This window comes from Skermanella pratensis, from assembly GCF_008843145.1.
GTDB lineage: Bacteria > Pseudomonadota > Alphaproteobacteria > Azospirillales > Azospirillaceae > Skermanella > Skermanella pratensis.
Map to the genome: position 1 here is coordinate 2557072 of NZ_CP030265.1, position 17369 is coordinate 2574440.

Consider the following 17369-nt stretch of genomic DNA (forward strand, 5'->3'; position numbering starts at 1 on the left):
GACCGTGTCTGTTCTCGTCACGCGCGGGCTCTACCCAAAGGGGGCATAACAATGATTTTCCAATCACGGAAAGAATGCAGGTCGGGTGCCGCTTCGCTCTACCTGACCTACGTGGCACCTTTTTTCTTCACGCATGGGCCTGACCCCCGCATAGGGGAGTCGTTGCGGCTTACGCCGCCGCAAGCGGGAGGTTTGTCGGGGGGGTGACCTTCGGCCGATCCAGACCTACTGGAAGAGGCCGAGCAGGGCCTGGGGGGCCTGGTTGGCGATCGACAGCGACTGCCCGGAAAGCTGCTGCCTGGCCTGTGCTGCCGACAGCGCCGCCGCTTCCTTCGCCAGGTCGGCGTCCACGATCTCGCCCAATCCGGTGTTGGTGGCGTCGATGATCGAGTTGTTGGACTTGATGGAATTGTCGACGCTCTTGGCGTCGGCCGATAGCGTGTTGAGGGCGGAGCCGAGGTTGTCCTCCGCCTGGGCGAACTGACCGCCGGGCTGGAGCAGGGACGCCGCGGCGCCGGCGGTGGACACGTCGGCGTTGGACAACACATCCACCAGGGAGGTCTGAAGGTCCTGCGCCCTGACCGAAACCGACCCGCCGCTTCCGTTCGACACGATGTTCTGGTTCTGGGCGCCTTGGTCGAGCAGGTTGACGCCGTTGTACTTGGCGTCCTTGACGAAGGCGCCGATGTCGCCGACCTGATTCTTGAACTGGGCCTGATAGTTCGCGCGGTCATTCGCGCCGAGCGAAGGGTCGGACAGCTTGATAAGCGTGGCCCTGGCATCCTGGAGGGACGAGGAGATGAACTGTCCGGCCTTCACCGCGACGTCGATCATGCCCTTGCCCACGGCAAGACGCTCGTTCGCCGCACCCAGGGCGGCCGTATCGCCGCGCAAACCCTCGGCGACGCTGAAGGCGGCGCCGTTGTCGTAGGCATCGGCCACCTTGCGCCCGGAAGCGATCCGCTTCTGGGACGCTTGCACGGCATTCTCCGCCGCGCCGAAGCTGCGGACCGAAGAATACGAACCGGTGTTGGTGTTGAGTGAACTGATCATGGCGTCACCTCGGCCTCGAAATTACCTCGTTATTGTGGATAAGTCAACCGGCCTCCAATCTGGACTCCCATGCACGCATACTTTGAAAAGCTGCTCGACGCCTTGGCGCCGGCCGATGTCGTCCAGCCGCCGCAACGTCCCGGCGCGTTCGTCAGCTACTTCCTGAAGCCGATCGGCGGCCTCCTGGCCGTCACCCTGGTGGTGTCCGGGCTCGCGTCCTTCTCCGAACTGGCGCTCTACGCCTTCCTGGGCTGGCTGGTCGACTGGATGGCGACGACTCCCCGGGAGGAGTTCCTTCAGGTCCACGGCTGGTCGCTGGCCGGCATGGCGCTGGTCGCGATCGTGATCCGCCCGCTTCTGGTGCTCGCCTCGCGCGGGTTGATCAACCTGACGCTGATCCCCGCGCTGACCAGCCGGGTCCGGTGGCGGAACTATCGCTGGGTGCTGCGGCAGAGCCTGACCTTCTTCCAGAACGACTTCGCCGGCCGGGTCGCGCAGAAAGTTATGCAGACCGGGCCGGCGCTGCGCGAGGCCGTGGTCAACGTGATCGACGGCGTCTGGTTCCTGGTCACGTTCCTCGTCGGCGCCATCGCCCTGTTCGCCGCCCTGGACTGGCGGCTGCTGATCCCCGTGCTGGCCTGGATCGCCGGCTATTCCGCCGTCGTCTGGATCATGGTGCCGCCGGTCCGCCGAAAGTCGGAAGCCCTGTCGGAGGCGACCTCGGCGCTGTCCGGCCGGGTGGTGGACAGCTACACCAACATCCTGTCGGTCAAGCTGTTCGCCCATGCCGAGCGGGAGGACGAGTTCGTCCGGAGCGGGCTGGTGCGCCAGCTCTCGGCCTACCGCGAGGTGATGCGCGCGATTTTCGACATGACCGTCGCGCTGACCGTGCTGAACAGCCTGCTGCTGTTCGCCATGACGGCGCTGGCGATCCAGCTCTGGCTGGCGGGGTCGATCACCGCCGGGTCGATCGCGGTGGCGACCGGGCTGATCATCCGCCTGACCCAGATGTCGGGCTGGATCCTGCGCACCGTCACGACGCTGTTCGAGAACATCGGCACGATCGAGAACGGCATCGAGACTATTTCCAAGCCCCACGGGGTGACGGACGGGCCGAAGGCGCCCGAACTCGTGGTCGGAAAGGGGGCGATCCGGTTCGACGACGTGCGCTTCCACTATGGCAAGGAAGGCGGCGTGATCGAGAACCTGTCGCTCGACATCCGTCCGGGCGAGAAGGTTGGGCTGGTCGGGCGGTCCGGTGCCGGGAAATCCACCTTGGTGAACCTGCTGCTGCGTTTCTACGACCTGGAGGGTGGCCGCATCCTGATCGACGGAACGGATATCTCGACCGTGACCCAGGCCAGCCTGCGGGCGCATATCGGCGTGGTCAGCCAGGATACGGGCCTTCTGCACCGTTCGATCGCCGACAACATCCGCTACGGCCGGCCGGATGCCACGCGGGAGGACATGGTGCGGGCGGCGCGGCTGGCCGAGGCCGACCACTTCATCGATGGGTTGAGCGATCACCGGGGGCGCGGCGGCTACGATGTGCTGGTCGGCGAGCGCGGGGTCAAGCTGTCGGGCGGACAGCGCCAGCGGATCGCCATCGCCCGGGTGATCCTGAAGGACGCGCCGATCCTGGTACTGGACGAGGCGACCTCCGCCCTGGACTCGGAGGTCGAAGCCGCCATCCAGGGCCAGCTCAAGACCCTTATGGAGGGCAAGACCGTGATCGCCATCGCGCACCGCCTGTCCACGATAGCGGCGCTGGACCGGCTCGTCGTGATGGACGGCGGGCGGATCGTGGAGGAAGGCAGCCACCGCGAACTGGTTCGGCGCGGCGGCCTCTACGCCCGCCTGTGGGAGCGCCAGTCCGGCGGCTTCCTGGGGCTGCCGGCGGAGTAAAGGGGTGTCTTGACGGACCCGCGGGAGCGGTGGTTTGATTGGTTGTCTAACAAAATTAGAACGGTCCGCATCGTGATGGCGGTCGGTCCGGCGGCGTGGAGTACCGTAGGTCGGCCTTCGCCCGTCAGGGCGAACGCCGACGCGATGCATCGACGCTCCGGCCCTGATCTCGGCGTCGGCCTTCGGCCGAGGCCGACCTACGGCCGGTACATACCGGTAGAAACAAGCCCAAGGCCCACAAGGGCCGGCATCCACAGGGAGGAAGCACATGAAGAAGTTCCTGGCCGCCACCGGTCTGGCGCTGGCGCTCGCCTTTTCGCAGAGCCCGGCGCAGGCGCAGAAGCCGACGATCCCGATCATCGTCAAGGACACCACGTCCTTCTACTGGCAGATCGTGCTGGCCGGCGCCCGGCAGGCCGGCATGGACCTTGGCGTCACCGTCCAGGAACTGGGCGCCCAGTCCGAGGCCGACATCAACGGCCAGATCGGCATCCTGGAGAACGCCGTGTCGAGCAATCCGGCGGCGATCGTGATCTCCCCCACCCAGTTCGCGGCCCTGGGTCCGGCGATCACCGAGGCGGCGCAGCAGGTCAAGATCATCGGCATCGACAGCGCGGCCGACAGCAAGGCCTTCACCTCCTTCCTGACGACGGACAACGTCCAGGGCGGGCGCGCCGCGGCGGACGCGCTGGCGGCGGCGATCACCGAGCAGTACGGCGCCGCCGAGGGCGAGGTAGCGCTGATCACGTCGCTGCCGGGCGTCGGTTCGCTCGACCAGCGGGCAAAGGGCTTCAAGGAACAGCTGGCCGCCAAGTATCCCAAGCTCAAGCTGACCGCCGACCGGGTCGCCGACGGGCAGCCGACCACCGGCCTCAACATCATGACCGACCTGATCACCGCGAACCCGAACCTGCGGGGCGTCTTCGCCAGCAACCTGATCATGGCGCAGGGCGCGGGCCAGGCCATCGCCGAGAACAACCTGGGCGACAAGATCAAGCTGATCGGCTTCGACAACGATGAGCGGCTGGTGAGCTTCCTGAAGGAGGGCGTGATCGCCGCCCTGGTGGTTCAGGACCCGTACCGCATGGGCTATGACGGGGTGAAGACCGCCCTGGCCGCCTCCAAGGGCGAGGCGGTGCCGGCCGAGGTGGACACCGGCGTCAACGTGATCACCAAGGCCAACATGGACGACGCCCGGTCGCAGGAGCTGCTGAACCCGAAGGTCAAGTGATGACGGCAGCGCCGGCTGCCGGGGCCTCTCCCGAAGTCGCCACGCTCGAACTCCGCAAGCTCGACAAGCGCTTCGCCGGGACCCATGCGCTGAAGGCCGTCAGCCTCGGCTTCAGGCCCGGCGAGGTCCACGCGATCGTCGGCGAGAACGGGGCCGGGAAGTCAACGCTGATCAAGCTGCTGACGGGGGTCCATCCCAAGACCTCCGGCAGCATCCTGTGGCAGGGCAGGGAGGTCGAGTTCTCCGGCCCGCAGGACGCGCTGGCGCTCGGCATCAACGCGGTCCACCAGGAGGTGGTGCTGTGTCCGCACCTGACGGTCGCGGCCAACATCTTCCTGGGCGACGAGACCACCCGGTTCGGGCTGCTGCGCAAGCGGGAGATGAACCGCCGCGCGCAGGAGATCCTGGACGGGCTTGGCTTCCACCTGCCGGCCGACGCCATGCTGAGCGACCTGACCATCGGGCAGCAGCAGCTGGTCGCGACCGCGCGGGCGGCGAGCCGGGGCACCCGTTTCCTGGTATTCGACGAGCCGACCGGCTACCTGACCCGGGCGGAGACCGACCAGCTCTTCGCGCTGATCCGCCGGCTGCACGCCGAAGGCGTCACGATCATCTATATCAGCCACCGCATGGAGGAGATCTTCCAGATCGCCGACCGCGTCTCGGTGCTGCGCGACGGGCAGCTGATCGGGACGCACGTCGTGGCCGAGACCAACGAACGCGACCTGATCCGGGAGATGGTGAACCGGCCGCTGGACGAGGTCCACCACAAGGAGGCGATCCCCCTGGGCGAGACCCTGCTGGAGGTGCACGGCCTGAGCGGCCCCGGCTTCGAGAATGTCTCGCTGACGGTCCGGCGCGGCGAGATCGTCGGGCTGTACGGCCTGATCGGGGCGGGGCGGAGCGAGTTCGTGCGGTGCCTGTTCGGCCGGACCCACAAGACGGCGGGAGAGGTGCGGCTGCGCGGCAAGGCGGTCGATTTCCGGCGGGAGGCGGACGCGATCGGCAACGGCATCGTGCTGCTGCCGGAAAGCCGCCGCGACCAGGGGCTTTGCCTGAACCTGCCGGTGGGTTTCAACCTGAACCTGCCGGTGTTCCACAAGATCAGCGTCGCGGGCTTCATCCAGCCGGGCGAGGAACGCACCCGCGCGGAGAAGCAGATGAGGGACCTGCGCATCGTCGCCGCGTCGAGGAGCGTCGACGCCCTGACCCTGTCGGGCGGCAACCAGCAGAAGATCGTGATCGGCAAGTGGCTGAACCACGGCGCCGATCTCTTCATCTTCGACGAGCCGACCGTGGGCGTCGATGTCGGCACCAAGGCGGAGATCTACAAGCTGATGGCGGCGCTGCTGAGGAACGGCGCCGGGATCATCCTGATCTCCTCATACCTGCCGGAGGTCCACGACCTCGCCGACACCCTGCACGTCTTCCGCAAGGGGCGGCTGACGGCCAGCTTCGGCCATCGCGGCACCGACCATGAATCCATCCTCGCCGAGGCCATCGGGACCTGAGGCGGAACAAGAAACTATCGGGGGAACCGCGCACGATGGCTGACAACCATGGCTGACATGGCACTCGCGACCAAGCCCCGGCGGGGTATCCGCTTCGGCTTCCTGCTGAACCTGACGCTCCTGGGCCTGCTGCTGCTGATGTGGCTGGCGCTGAGCGTCACGACCGACAGTTTCATGACCACCAACAACATCGTCAACCTGCTGCGCCAGGCGTCGCTGTGGGCGATCATCGCGATCGGGCAGACCTTCGTGATCATCACCGGCGGCATCGACCTGTCGGTCGGCGCGGTGGTCGGGCTGTCGAGCACGGTGGTGGCGCTGCTGCTGAAGGCGGAGGTGCCGATCTGGCTGGCGGTCACGCTGACGCTTCTGCTGGGGCCGGTGATCGGCAGCTTCCACGCCTTCGGCATCCTGAAGCTGGGACTGCCGCCTTTCATCATGACGCTGGCGACTTTGACCGCGTTCCGCGGCATCGGGCTGCTGATGACCAACGGCGCCACGATCAGCGGCTTCCCGCCGGAGTTCACCGGCTTCTCCCGGCTGGAGCTGCTGGGCATCCCGTCGCTGTTCTGGGTCGTGATCCTGATCGCGATACCCAGCTACATCCTGCTGCACCACAGCCGCTGGGGCCGCTACATCTACGCGGTCGGAAGCAATGCCGAAGCCGCCCGGCTGAGCGGCGTCCACATCGCCCGCACGATCTACCTTGCCTATATCCTGTCCGCCACGCTGGCCTGCCTGGCCGGGGTGCTGACCGCCAGCCGGATCGCGATCGGCGTCGCGACCACCGGCGAGGGCTGGGAGCTTCAGTCGATCGCGTCGTCGGTGATCGGCGGGACCAGCCTGTTCGGCGCGGTCGGCAGCATCACCGGGCCGCTGCTCGGCTCGATGCTGCTGACGACCATCAACAACGGCGCCAACCTGTTGAACGTGAACCCGTTCTGGCAGCGGATCATCACCGGCTTCCTGATCATCGCGATCGTCTTCTTCGACCAGCTGCGGCGGCGGAAGAAGCGCTGAGCGGGGAGGGTGCGCGGGACGCGCACCCTCCCGGGATCAGCGCGACGAGGAGGCGCGCCAGAGGTCGATGCCGCCGTCCGTGGCGAAGCGGTCGATCTCGGCCAGTTCCTCGGGCGTGAGCGGCGATCCGTTCAGGGCGTCCAGGCTGTCGTCGAGCTGTTCGACGGTGCGGGCGCCGATCAGGGCCGACGTGACGCGGGGGTCGCGCAGCACCCAGAGCAGCGACATCTGCGCCAGGGACTGGCCGCGCCGCCGGGCGATCTCGTCGAGCTGGCGGATGCGCTGGATGTTGTCGTCCGACAGGAAGCCCTCCTTCAGGGAGCCGCCGCGGGTGACGCGGGAGCCTTCCGGGATGCCGTCCAGGTACTTGGACGTCAACATGCCCTGGGCCAGCGCCGAGAAGGCGATGCAGCCGATGCCCAGCTCCTCCAGCGTGTCGAGCAGCCCGTCCTCGATCCAACGGTTCAGCATGGAGTAGGAGGGCTGGTGGATCAGGCAGGGCGTGCCCATCGACTTCAGGATCTCGGTCGCCTTCCGCGTCATCTCCGGCGAGTAGGAGGAGATGCCGACATAGAGCGCCTTGCCCTGGCGCACCGCCTGGGCCAGCGCGGCCATGGTCTCCTCCAGCGGCGTGTCGCGGTCGGTCCGGTGCGAGTAGAAGATATCGACATAGTCCAGGCCCATGCGCTTCAGGCTCTGGTCCAGGCTGGCGGTCAGGTACTTGCGGGACCCGAAATTGCCGTAGGGGCCGGGCCACATCTCGTAACCGGCCTTGGTCGAGATCACCAGCTCGTCACGGTAGGGACGGAAGTCGGATGCCATCCAGCGGCCGAAATTCTCCTCCGCCGAGCCGGGCGGCGGGCCGTAGTTGTTGGCCAGGTCGAAGTGGGTGACGCCCCGGTCGAAGGCCCGGCGCAGCACGGCGCGGCCCGTCTCGAAGACATCCTTGCCCCCGAAATTCTGCCACAGGCCGAGCGAGATCGCCGGCAGGTCAAGGCCGCTGCGGCCACACCGGCGGTAGGAGAGCCGTCCATAACGGTCGGCGGCGGCATCATAAGGCATGAAACGCTCTCTTCCTGTCGAAAAGCTGTCTTGAAAGAGGCTTAACGCCGCGGACCGCCTGCCGGTTGCCGCCTATGATCAGGAGGAATAGCCGATGCGCAGAAGCAGCGGCCAGCGGACCTGCCGCACCTCGCCGGCGTCGGGCCACAGCCGGGCGATCGCGTCGGCGAAGGCGGGCATGGGATCGAGGCCGTGCCTCTCCGCCGCCTTGACCGCGGACCAGGTGCCGATATAGCCGATCAGCCTCGCCCGGTCCCATTCCACGGTCATGTCGATCCGCGGCGCCGGCGTCTCGCGGAAGGGAAAATCGAGATCGCGGTAGCCGGATTCGACGAGCCTGCGCTCCGGCGGCCAGAAGGGGTCGATCTCTCCCGCGTAGAAGTCGTGGATCACCGCGTCCATGGCGGGATCGATCCGCAGGATGCCGTAGGAGACCAGGGCGGCAAGCCCTCCGGGCTTGAGCACGCGGGCGACCTCCCGCCCAGTAGGCGGGCAGGTCGAACCAGTGGGCGGCCTGGGCCGCCGCGACGAGGTCGCAACTCCTGTCGGGCAGCCCGCTCTCCTCCGCCCTGGCCACCCGGTAGGTGACGCGCGGGTGGGATGCCGCCTGCGCGATCTGTTCGGCGCTGGCGTCGGTCGCTTCGACCCGGTCGAACTCGGCGCCGAGCAGGACCGAGAGCTGCCCGGACCCGCAGCCGCAATCCAAGGCCAGCTTGCGGGCCGGGGCGGCGGATGCCAGCGCCTGGGCCAGCGCCGGCGGGTAGCTGGGACGGCAGTCCGCATAGAGGGCGGCGTGCCCGGAGAAGTGATCCTTGAAACCGCCCATGTGCCCCGTCTCTCCACAGTGTCAGGCGTGCGCCCCCTTGGCGGGGGCGAGGCCGCCGCCGGTTCCGACACCGTAACGCCCGATCGTCATGCCTTCCAGGTCGATGTCGGCGGTGCGTCCCGAGACCATGTCGGCCAGCACGCGGCCCGAGCCGGCCGCCATGGTCCAGCCCAGCGTGCCGTGGCCGGTGTTGAGGTACAGGTTGGCCAGGGGCGTCGGGCCGATGATCGGCGGTCCGTCCGGAGTCATGGGGCGGAGGCCGGTCCAGTACTCGGCTCGCGACACGTCGCCGCCGCGGGGGAACAGGTCGGTCACCACATGGTCCAGCGGTCCCCGGCGCGACGGGCGGAGGGTGAGGTCGTAGCCGGTCAGCTCGGCCGTGCCGCCGACTCGGATGCGGTCGCCGAGGCGGGTGACCGCGACCTTGTAGGTCTCGTCCATCACGGTGGATTCCGGAGCCCCGGCCGGGTCGGTGATCGGCACGGTGATCGAGTAGCCCTTGACCGGGTAGACCGGAATGCGGATGCCGAGCGGCTTGAGCAGCAGCGGCGAATAGCTGCCCAGCGCCACGACATAGCGGTCGGCCGTCAGCTCGTCCTGGTCGGTGACCACGCCGGTGATCCGGCGGCCGTCGCCGGCCAGATGCCGGATGCCGACGCCGTACCTGAAGGTGACGCCCAGGTCCTTGGCGCGGTCGGCCAGCGCCTGGGTGAACTTGAAGCAGTCGCCGGTCTCGTCCCCGGTCAGGCGGAGGCCGCCGGCGAACTTGTCGCGGACCAGGGCCAGCGCCGGCTCCGCCGCGATGCAGCCGTCGCGGTCGAGCAGTTCGAACGGGACGCCGAAACGCTTCAGGATCGCGATGTCGGCGGCGGTGCCGTCGAGCTGTTCCTGCTTGCGGAAAAGCTGGAGGGTGCCCTTGGCACGCTCGTCGTACCGGATGCCGGCCTCGGCGCGCAGGTCGCGGAGCGTGTCGCGGCTGTACTCGGCGATCCGGACCATCCGGGCCTTGTTGGTCTCATACCGCTCCGCCGTGCAGTTACGCAGCAGGGACAGGCCCCAGGCCCACTGGGCGGGGTCCAGCTTCGGCCAGATCACCAGCGGCCTGTTCTTCATGAACAGCCACTTGACCGCCTTGAACGGCAGGCCCGGCGCCGCCCAGGGGGAGGAGTAGCCGGGGGAAACCTCGCCCGCGTTGCCGTAGCTGGTCTCCAGCCCCGCCGCGGGCTGGCGATCGACCACGGTGACCTCGTGGCCGGCCTTGGCGAGGAAATAGGCCGAGGTGACGCCGATGACGCCGCTGCCGAGAACCAGTACCTTCACGAGACGGTCTCCTTGGATGAGAGGAAGGGTCGGGCTCAGCCGCCGGCATATCGGCGGAAATACCGTCCGCCGAGGCTGGTCAGGATCTCGTAGCCGATGGTGCCGGCGGCCTCGGCCACGGCGTCCACCGGATTATGCTCCCCGATCAGGTCGACCACGCTTCCGGGATCGAGCGTGAGGTCGCCCAGGGCGGAGACGTCGAGCGTGACGGTATCCATGGACACCACGCCGACGACGGGCAGGCGGGTGGCGCCCCGCCACGCGGCCCCCCGGTTGCCCAGGCTGCGCAGGTAACCGTCGGCATAGCCGACCGAGACGGTCGCGATGCGGGCCGGCCCGGGCGCCGTCCATCTGCCGCCATAACCGACGCGGGCACCCGCCTCGATGTCGCGCACCTGGATCACCCGCCCCTGGAGCCGGACCACGCCCTGCATCGGGTTGGGCGCTCCCGCGATGGGAGCGACGCCGTACAGTGCCGCGCCGGGCCTGGCCAGGTCGAAATGATAGTCGGGGCCGAGGAAGATGCCGGAGGAATTGGCGAAGCAGCCCGGCGCCGCAGGCAGCCGCGCGCGGGATGCGCGGAAGCGGGCGAGCTGCTCGGCGTTGAGTTCGTGGCCCTGCTGCTCGGCGCAGGCGAGATGGCTCATCACGAAGCGCAGGTCGATGCCGTCCAGCCGGGACGGATCGGCGGCGAGAAGCTCCATCTCCCGCGCCGACAATCCCAGGCGGGACATGCCGGTATCGACCTGGACGATGGCCGGCAGCCGGCGGCCGAGGGAACGGGACAGCCCGGTCCAGGCGTCGATCTGGGGCAGGCTGTTCAGCACGGGCGTGATCCGATGGGCGATGCAGTCCGCTTCCGCGCCGGGCATCACGCCGTGAAGGACGAACAGGCAGGCACCTTCGGGAAGGTGGGGGCGCAACGCGATCGCCTCGTCAATATGAGCGACGAAGAAGTGCCTGCATCCCTCGGCGGCCAGTGCCGGCGCGACCTTGGCGGCGCCCAGCCCGTAGGCGTCGGCCTTGACCACACCGGCACAGGGGACGCCGCCGAGCCGGTCGCGGAGCAGCCGATAGTTCGCGCGGATCGCGTCGAGATCGACGGTCAGCACTGCGCCTGCGCTTGCTTCACGGGTGTCCAGCATGGGGGCCTTCTCCGGTTTTCGTAGAGATATATTCAGCAATCGTCGTGCCAAGCGAGAAACTGCCGATGGCCGGCGGGCTCCGGGGATTCTCCGGGGTGCCGGGGTGTACGCGATGGTTTACGGCCGGCGGCATGTGGCGGGCTTCCAGGTTGATCGCCGCTGGAAAGCAAGCCTATGGGAAGTCCGTATTGATTTCGTTACACTGTAAGCGATCTTGTACGGGGTTTGCGGCGTGCGCATCGACATCAGTTTCACCGACCGCGTCGGCATCGCCCACGAGGTCCTCGCAGTCCTCGCCGCCCGGCGGCTTAACGTCGTCGCGGTGGAGGTCGATCCGCCCGATATCTTCATCGACGCGCCCGAGCTGACCGGCGACGCGCTTGACGGGCTGCGGGAGGCGCTGCTGGAGGTCGCGGGCGTCGAGGGCGTGGCCCCGGTGGACATGCTGCCGGGGGTTCGCCGCCGCCTGCATCTGGCGGCGGTGCTGGCGGCGATGCCCGACCCGGTGCTGGCGGTCGATGCCGGGGGGATGGTCATCCTGACCAACGCCGCCGCCGACGACATCGTGGGCGGAGCCGCGCTGTCCGGTAAGCGGATCGCCGAGCTGACCGACGACGAGGGCTTCCAGCGCGAGATGGTCGCCAACGGGTTCCAGGTGCCGGCGCGGGAGGTGATGCTGCGCGGGCAGCCGTTCCAGGTCGATGTCCGTCCGGTCGCCGACCAGCCGTCCCAGGTGGCGGGCGGCGTCTTGACGCTCCACGCGCCGAGCCGGATCGGCGAGCGGCTCCAGGCGCTGCGGAACTTCGACGAGGGCGGCTTCGACGCGATCCTGGGCGACTCCCCCGCCATGAAGGGGCTGAAGGCCCGGGCCGCGCGCCTCGCCGCGGTCGAGGCCCCCCTGCTGATCCTGGGCGAGACGGGCACCGGCAAGGAGCTGATCGCCCATGCCTGCCACCGGGCCAGCAGCAGGATGGGCAAGACCTTCCTGGCGCTGAACTGCGCGGCCCTGCCGGAGAACCTGGCGGAAAGCGAGCTGTTCGGCTATGCGCCGGGCTCCTTCACCGGGGCGCAGCGCGGCGGCAAGCCGGGGCTTCTGGAACTGGCGCACCAGGGCACCGTGTTCCTCGACGAGGTCGGGGAGCTGTCGCCCTATCTCCAGGCGAAGCTGCTGCGGTTCCTGAACGACGGCAGCTTCCGCCGGGTCGGCGGCGACCACGAGATGAAGGTGGACGTGCGGATCATCAGCGCCACCCACCGCAAGCTGGACCAGATGGTGGCGGAGAGAGCCTTCCGCGAGGACCTGTATTATCGCCTGAACGTGCTGGCGCTCCAGGTCCCGGCGCTGCGGGAACGCGGCGACGACATCCTGCTGCTGGCCCGACATTTCATCCTGCGCGCCTGCGCCCAGGTCCAGCGCAGGCCCTGCCGGCTGACGGCGGGCGCCGCGGGCGCGCTGCTGGCGAACCCGTGGCGCGGCAACGTGAGGCAGCTGGAAAGCGTGATCTTCCGGGCGGTGACCATGACCGACGGCCCCTGGCTGGACGCGCCGGACCTGGAGATCGCCAATTCGCGCATGGCGGCGGAGCCGGGGCGGAGCGGGGACGGCCTGGGCGACGAGTGCGCCGGGAGCTGGGAGGAGGCGGTCGCCGAGTTCGAGCGCTCGCTGCTGGACCGCCTGTTCCCGCGCTTCCCCTCCAGCCGCAAGCTGGCGGCGCGATTGAAGACGTCGCACACGATGGTCGCGAACAAGCTGCGGAAATACGGGATTCCGCAGGGGCGGGGGAGCGGCGGCGGGTAGGGTCCGTCTGCCGGCAGGGCGAGGGTGGAAAGATCACTCTGATCCTTTCTTGTCCCGCATTCGCTTCGGCATGTTCCTGAATCCCGCCTCGGCCCCGAGCATCACGATTCCCACCTCCAGCCGGATGGGGCCGTTGGAGAACCTGCCGCTGAAGTAGAATTCAGGGGCCGGAATTGTCCCGCTGGTTCGCTCAGCGCAGATACGCCTCGGACGCGTATCTGCGCATCATGCGCTGGCTGTTGAAATGGCTGGCGATCTTGCTGATCGACTGCTTCATCATCCAGATCCAGCGTGCGCGGTCAGTGTAGAACAGCGGCAGGACGTCCGTTTCCAGCTTGCGGTACAGGTCCTCGGCATCGTCGCCGGCGGTGCCGAGGTTGGCGTCGCCGATGGCCCAGCCGGTGGTGCCGTCGACGCACGCCTCGATCCACCAGCCGTCCAGAACCCCCAGGTTCAGCACGCCGTTGAGCGCCGCCTTCATGCCGCTGGTCCCGGACGCCTCCAGCGGCGGCAGCGGGGTGTTCAGCCACACGTCGGACCCGGAGGTGAGCGGCCGGGCCAGGTCCATGTCGTAGTTGGGCAGGAAGACCACCGGGATGTCGCCGGCCAGGGCGTCCCGGCAGCGGTGGAGCGCCTCGATGATGCGCTTGCCGCCCTCGTCGCGCGGATGAGCCTTGCCCGCGACGACGACCTGGAAGGGGTGCCGGCGCGCCAGCGACCGGAGCCGGTCGGGATCGCTGAACAGGAGGTCCAGGCGCTTGTACCCGGTCATGCGCCGGGCATAGCCGAGGGTCAGGACGTCCGGCGACAGCCGGGTCCCGGTCTCCTGGGCGACGCGATCCAGGAGCGCCAGCTTGGCCTGCCGGTGGGCTTTCCAGACCTCCCCGTCATCCAGCCCGTCGGCCCGCATCAGTGCTTCGGGCTCGTGGCGCCACTGGGGGAAGTGGTCCTGGTAGAGTTGCGCGAAGCTTTCGCTGGTCCAGGTCTCCACATGGACGCCGTTGGTGATGGCGTGGACCCGGTAGCCGGGGAACAGCTTCCGCGAGATCTCCGCGTGGCGCTTGGCGACGCCGTTGACGTAGCCGCTGAGGTTAAGCGCCAGGCGGGTCATGTTGAGGCAGTCGGGTCCCGAGAACGCCTTGAGCGCCGCGATGTCGAGCGTGCCGTCCAGCTTGCGCGTCACGAGGTCGTAGGCGAACCGGTCGTGCCCCGCCTCCACCGGCGTATGAGTGGTGAACACGCATTGCTGCCGCGCGGCCTCGGGATCGTATCCGGCATGTTCCGCCGGACCGCCGTTGGGCCTTCTGCGCCCGTGCAGCAGTTCCATCGCCAGCAAGGCCGAATGCCCTTCGTTCATATGGTAGGTTTCGATGTCGAAGCCGAGCGATCGCAGCAGGCGGTAGCCGCCGATGCCGAGCACGATCTCCTGGTTCAGGCGGTAGGCGTCGTCGCCGCCGTACAGGCTGGCGCAGATGTCCCGGTCCTCGGGCGCGTTCTCGTCCAGGACGGTGTCGAGGAGGAGGACGGGGATTTCGTAGCCGAGACTCCCCCGGTGCCGGTACAGCCAGGGCTGGATCCAGACGTCCCGGCCCTCGATGACGACGGCGACCTTGGCGCCCAGTTTACGGGCCCAGCGTTCCGGCTCCCACGGGTCGGGGTGTTCGACCTGCCGACCTCCGGCGTCGATCTCCTGCCGGATATATCCCATCCGGCTGATCAGGGTGACGAAGACGACCGGAAGCTCCAGGTCGGCGCAGGACCGCACCGTGTCGCCGGCGAGGATGCCGAGGCCGCCGGCATAGGTGTGGATTTCCGGGCGGAGCGCTATTTCCATCGAAAAATAGGCGATCCGGCTGCGACGCGTGAATTCGTCGATCATGGGGTCTCTCCGGTTCTCTCCGTTCGGCGCTCACCGTGCCGCTCCGGGCGGCGGCACCAAACCGGATCGTGGACGTCCTTGATCGAGGTTAAGGCATCCCCGGCCACCCCGCCTATCCTTCCCTGGGTACATAGGGGCGTATAATGATGGGGAGGGGCTGCCATGCCGGACGAGAGCTATATCCGCTGGTTTTCCCAACTGGGACGCGACGATGTTCCGTCGGTGGGCGGCAAGAACGCCTCGCTCGGGGAGATGTACCGTAACCTGAAGCCGCTCGGCGTCGAAGTGCCCGACGGTTTCGCCCTGACCGCGGCCGCGTTTCGCGACGCCCTGACCGAGGCGGGGGCGTGGGACGAGCTGCACGGCCTGCTCGACGGGCTGGACAAATCGGATGTCGCCGGCCTCGCGCGGGCCGGGGCGCGGGCCCGGGAAATCGTCTACGCCGCAGGGCTGACCCCGCGCATGGAGGCGGAGGTGAGGGACGCGTGGCGCCGGCTGCTGGCCGAGTATGGCGACGGCCTGACGGCTGCGGTACGCAGTTCCGCCACGGCCGAGGACCTGCCCACCGCCAGCTTCGCCGGCCAGCACGACACATATCTGAACGTGGCCGGGGAGGCGATGCTGCTGGACGCGGTGCGGCGCTGCCATGCCTCGCTGTTCACCGACCGCGCGATCTCCTACCGCGTGGACCAGGGATTCGACCATTTCAAGGTGGCCCTCTCGGTCGGGGTTCAGAAGATGGTGCGATCCGACCTGGGGGCGGCGGGGGTGATGTTCACGCTCGACACTGAGTCGGGATTCCGCGACGCGGTCTTCATCACGGGAGCCTATGGCCTGGGCGAGACGGTGGTCCAGGGCGCCGTCGATCCCGACGAGTTCTACGTCCACAAGCCCAAGTTCCGGGATGGCTACCGAGCGGTCCTGCGGCGCCGGCTCGGCGAGAAGCAGGTGAGGATGGTCTACCGGACGGGCCGCCCGCGTGAGCCGACGCGGATCGTGCCCACGCCGCACGCCGACCGGGAGCGGTTCTGCCTGACCGACGACGAGGTGCTGCGGCTTGCCGGGTTCGCCATCCGGATCGAGGATCACTACTGCCAGCCCATGGATATCGAGTGGGCCAAGGACGGACTCGACGGCGGCCTTTACATCGTCCAGGCTCGGCCGGAAACGGTAGCCTCCCGCGGCAACGCGCTGGAACTGGAGAGTTTCGTGCCGGAGGGGAAGGGCAGGCTGCTGGCTTCCGGCCGCGCCGTCGGCGGGCGCATCGCCGCCGGCCCGGTGCGGGTGGTGACCGATGCCCATCACCTGTCGTCCTTCCGCCCCGGCGAAGTGCTTGTCGCCGACACCACGACGCCGGACTGGGAGCCGGTGATGAAGACCGCCGCCGCGATCGTCACCAACCGGGGCGGCCGCACCTGCCATGCCGCGATCGTCGCGCGGGAACTGGGGCTTCCCGCCGTCGTGGGGGCCGAGCGCGCGACCGAGGCGCTGACCGACGGACAGACCGTGACGGTGTCCTGCGCCGAGGGCGACACCGGCATGGTCTATGACGGCATCGTGCCGTTCCGGGTCGAGCGCATCGACCTGAGCCGGCTGGCGCGGCCGCGGACGCGCATCATGGTGAACCTGGGCAACCCCGACCAGGCGTTCCAGACCGCGCGGCTTCCGGTGGACGGCGTCGGGCTGGCCCGGATGGAGTTCATCATCGCCGAGTCCATCAAGGCGCACCCCATGGCGCTGATCCATCCCGAGCGCATCGAGGACGCCGAGGAACGCGGCCGCATCGACCGGCTGATCCGCCACCACGCCGACGGCAGCGCCTATTTCGTGGAGCGTCTGTCGGAAGGCATCGGCACGATCGCCGCGGCTTTCTATCCGCGCCCGGTCATCGTCCGCCTTTCGGATTTCAAGACGAACGAGTATGCGTCGCTGGTCGGCGGACGGTGGTTCGAACCGGTCGAGGAGAACCCGATGCTGGGTTTCCGGGGAGCCGCGCGCTATGCCCATCCGGCCTACGAGGAGGGGTTCGCCCTGGAGTGCCGGGCGCTCGCCCGCGTGCGCGATGGCATGGGGCTGACCAACGTGAAGGTGATGGTGCCGTTCTGCCGCCGGCTGGCCGAGGCGGAGCGGGTGATCGATGCCATGGGCCGTCACGGGCTGAAGCGGGGGGTGAACGGGCTCGAAGTCTATGTCATGTGCGAGATCCCGAACAACGTGCTTCTGGTGGACGAGTTCGCCAAGCTGTTCGACGGCTTCTCCATCGGCTCCAACGACCTGACCCAGCTGACCCTGGGCGTGGATCGGGACAGCCCGCTGGTCGCCTTCGACTTCGACGAGCGCGATCCCGGCGTGCTCGCCTTCCTGCGGCAGGCGGTCGAGGGCGCCAAGCGGAACGGGCGGCCCTGCGGGATCTGCGGGCAGGCGCCGTCGGACTATCCGGAGATCGCCGAATTCCTGGTCCGGCTGGACATAGATTCGATCAGCCTGACGCCCGACAGCGTGCTGAAGACGTTGCGCGCCGTCGTGGAACTGGAGCAGGGGCTCGGCCGCGAGCCACGGGATTCCGCCTGACTGGCTGCCCCGTGGCGGTACCCGGCGGCGAGCGGCTTCGAAGGCCCG

At 68.4% G+C, this 17369-nt stretch carries 13 protein-coding genes; 7 read left to right on the forward strand and 6 right to left on the reverse strand.

What is annotated here, in order from left to right; genetic code table 11:
- Positions 1-225 precede the first annotated feature (225 nt).
- Positions 226-1053 (reverse strand): flagellin, encoded by an 828-nt coding sequence (locus tag DPR14_RS11580; protein ID WP_158045271.1) that lies wholly within the window; start codon positions 1051-1053, stop codon positions 226-228.
- 69 nt (positions 1054-1122) lie between these two features.
- Here DPR14_RS11580 and DPR14_RS11585 point away from each other — a divergent pair, with 69 nt between their 5' ends.
- From DPR14_RS11585 to DPR14_RS11600, 4 genes are all read left to right on the forward strand, one after another.
- Positions 1123-2958 (forward strand): ABC transporter ATP-binding protein, encoded by a 1836-nt coding sequence (locus DPR14_RS11585; protein WP_158045272.1) that lies wholly within the window; start codon positions 1123-1125, stop codon positions 2956-2958.
- Between the two features lie 268 nt (positions 2959-3226).
- Complete coding sequence (locus tag DPR14_RS11590) at positions 3227-4189, forward strand: ABC transporter substrate-binding protein (RefSeq protein ID WP_158045273.1); 963 nt, start codon at positions 3227-3229, stop codon at positions 4187-4189.
- Entirely contained in the window at positions 4189-5700 is a 1512-nt protein-coding gene (locus DPR14_RS11595; RefSeq protein WP_158045274.1) for a sugar ABC transporter ATP-binding protein, read from the forward strand. Before DPR14_RS11590 ends, DPR14_RS11595 begins: the two co-directional genes overlap by 1 nt.
- Positions 5701-5748: 48 nt before the next feature.
- Complete coding sequence (locus DPR14_RS11600; RefSeq protein WP_158045275.1) at positions 5749-6720, forward strand: ABC transporter permease; 972 nt, start codon at positions 5749-5751, stop codon at positions 6718-6720.
- A gap of 36 nt (positions 6721-6756) precedes the next feature.
- On the opposite strand, the gene mgrA is transcribed toward DPR14_RS11600, so the two are convergent.
- Both mgrA and DPR14_RS29095 read right to left on the reverse strand, forming a co-directional pair.
- Positions 6757-7782 (reverse strand): L-glyceraldehyde 3-phosphate reductase, encoded by a 1026-nt coding sequence (mgrA, locus tag DPR14_RS11605; RefSeq protein ID WP_158045276.1) that lies wholly within the window; start codon positions 7780-7782, stop codon positions 6757-6759.
- Positions 7772-8452 (reverse strand): class I SAM-dependent methyltransferase, encoded by a 681-nt coding sequence (locus DPR14_RS29095; RefSeq protein ID WP_425501040.1) that lies wholly within the window; start codon positions 8450-8452, stop codon positions 7772-7774. The genes mgrA and DPR14_RS29095 overlap by 11 nt, the downstream gene beginning before the upstream one ends.
- On the opposite strand from DPR14_RS29095, the gene DPR14_RS28190 reads away from it, so the two are divergent.
- Complete coding sequence (locus DPR14_RS28190) at positions 8367-8546, forward strand: hypothetical protein (protein WP_246149200.1); 180 nt, start codon at positions 8367-8369, stop codon at positions 8544-8546. The two genes, DPR14_RS29095 and DPR14_RS28190, sit on opposite strands and share 86 nt — an antisense overlap.
- 83 nt (positions 8547-8629) lie before the next feature.
- Here the strand turns inward: DPR14_RS28190 and DPR14_RS11615 are convergent, their stop codons facing one another.
- Both DPR14_RS11615 and alr read right to left on the reverse strand, forming a co-directional pair.
- Positions 8630-9928 carry a D-amino acid dehydrogenase gene (locus tag DPR14_RS11615; protein ID WP_158045277.1) on the reverse strand — a complete coding sequence of 433 codons (1299 nt, stop codon included), beginning with the start codon at positions 9926-9928 and terminating at the stop codon, positions 8630-8632.
- Between the two features lie 35 nt (positions 9929-9963).
- Positions 9964-11073 carry an alanine racemase gene (alr, locus tag DPR14_RS11620; RefSeq protein ID WP_158045278.1) on the reverse strand — a complete coding sequence of 370 codons (1110 nt, stop codon included), beginning with the start codon at positions 11071-11073 and terminating at the stop codon, positions 9964-9966.
- A gap of 232 nt (positions 11074-11305) precedes the next feature.
- On the opposite strand from alr, the gene DPR14_RS11625 reads away from it, so the two are divergent.
- Entirely contained in the window at positions 11306-12871 is a 1566-nt protein-coding gene (locus DPR14_RS11625; protein WP_158045279.1) for a sigma 54-interacting transcriptional regulator, read from the forward strand.
- Between the two features lie 190 nt (positions 12872-13061).
- On the opposite strand, the gene glgP is transcribed toward DPR14_RS11625, so the two are convergent.
- Positions 13062-14750, reverse strand: coding sequence for an alpha-glucan family phosphorylase (gene glgP / locus DPR14_RS11630; RefSeq protein WP_158045280.1), 1689 nt, complete (start codon positions 14748-14750; stop codon positions 13062-13064).
- A 162-nt stretch (positions 14751-14912) separates the two neighbouring features.
- Here glgP and ppsA point away from each other — a divergent pair, with 162 nt between their 5' ends.
- On the forward strand, positions 14913-17321 hold the full coding sequence (gene ppsA, locus DPR14_RS11635) for a phosphoenolpyruvate synthase (RefSeq protein WP_158045281.1): 2409 nt from the start codon (positions 14913-14915) through the stop codon (positions 17319-17321).
- Positions 17322-17369: the final 48 nt, after the last annotated feature.

Excerpts from the sequence above, each read along its gene's own strand:
- alr (WP_158045278.1), bottom strand. The coding sequence starts at position 11,073 with ATGCTGGACACCCGTGAAGCAAGCGCAGGCGCAGTGCTGACCGTCGAT.
- glgP (WP_158045280.1), bottom strand. The coding sequence starts at position 14,750 with ATGATCGACGAATTCACGCGTCGCAGCCGGATCGCCTATTTTTCGATG.
- DPR14_RS11595 (WP_158045274.1), top strand. The coding sequence starts at position 4,189 with ATGACGGCAGCGCCGGCTGCCGGGGCCTCTCCCGAAGTCGCCACGCTC.
- DPR14_RS11585 (WP_158045272.1), top strand. The coding sequence starts at position 1,123 with ATGCACGCATACTTTGAAAAGCTGCTCGACGCCTTGGCGCCGGCCGAT.
- DPR14_RS11580 (WP_158045271.1), bottom strand. The coding sequence starts at position 1,053 with ATGATCAGTTCACTCAACACCAACACCGGTTCGTATTCTTCGGTCCGC.
- ppsA (WP_158045281.1), top strand. The coding sequence starts at position 14,913 with ATGCCGGACGAGAGCTATATCCGCTGGTTTTCCCAACTGGGACGCGAC.
- DPR14_RS11590 (WP_158045273.1), top strand. The coding sequence starts at position 3,227 with ATGAAGAAGTTCCTGGCCGCCACCGGTCTGGCGCTGGCGCTCGCCTTT.
- mgrA (WP_158045276.1), bottom strand. The coding sequence starts at position 7,782 with ATGCCTTATGATGCCGCCGCCGACCGTTATGGACGGCTCTCCTACCGC.
- DPR14_RS11600 (WP_158045275.1), top strand. The coding sequence starts at position 5,749 with ATGGCTGACATGGCACTCGCGACCAAGCCCCGGCGGGGTATCCGCTTC.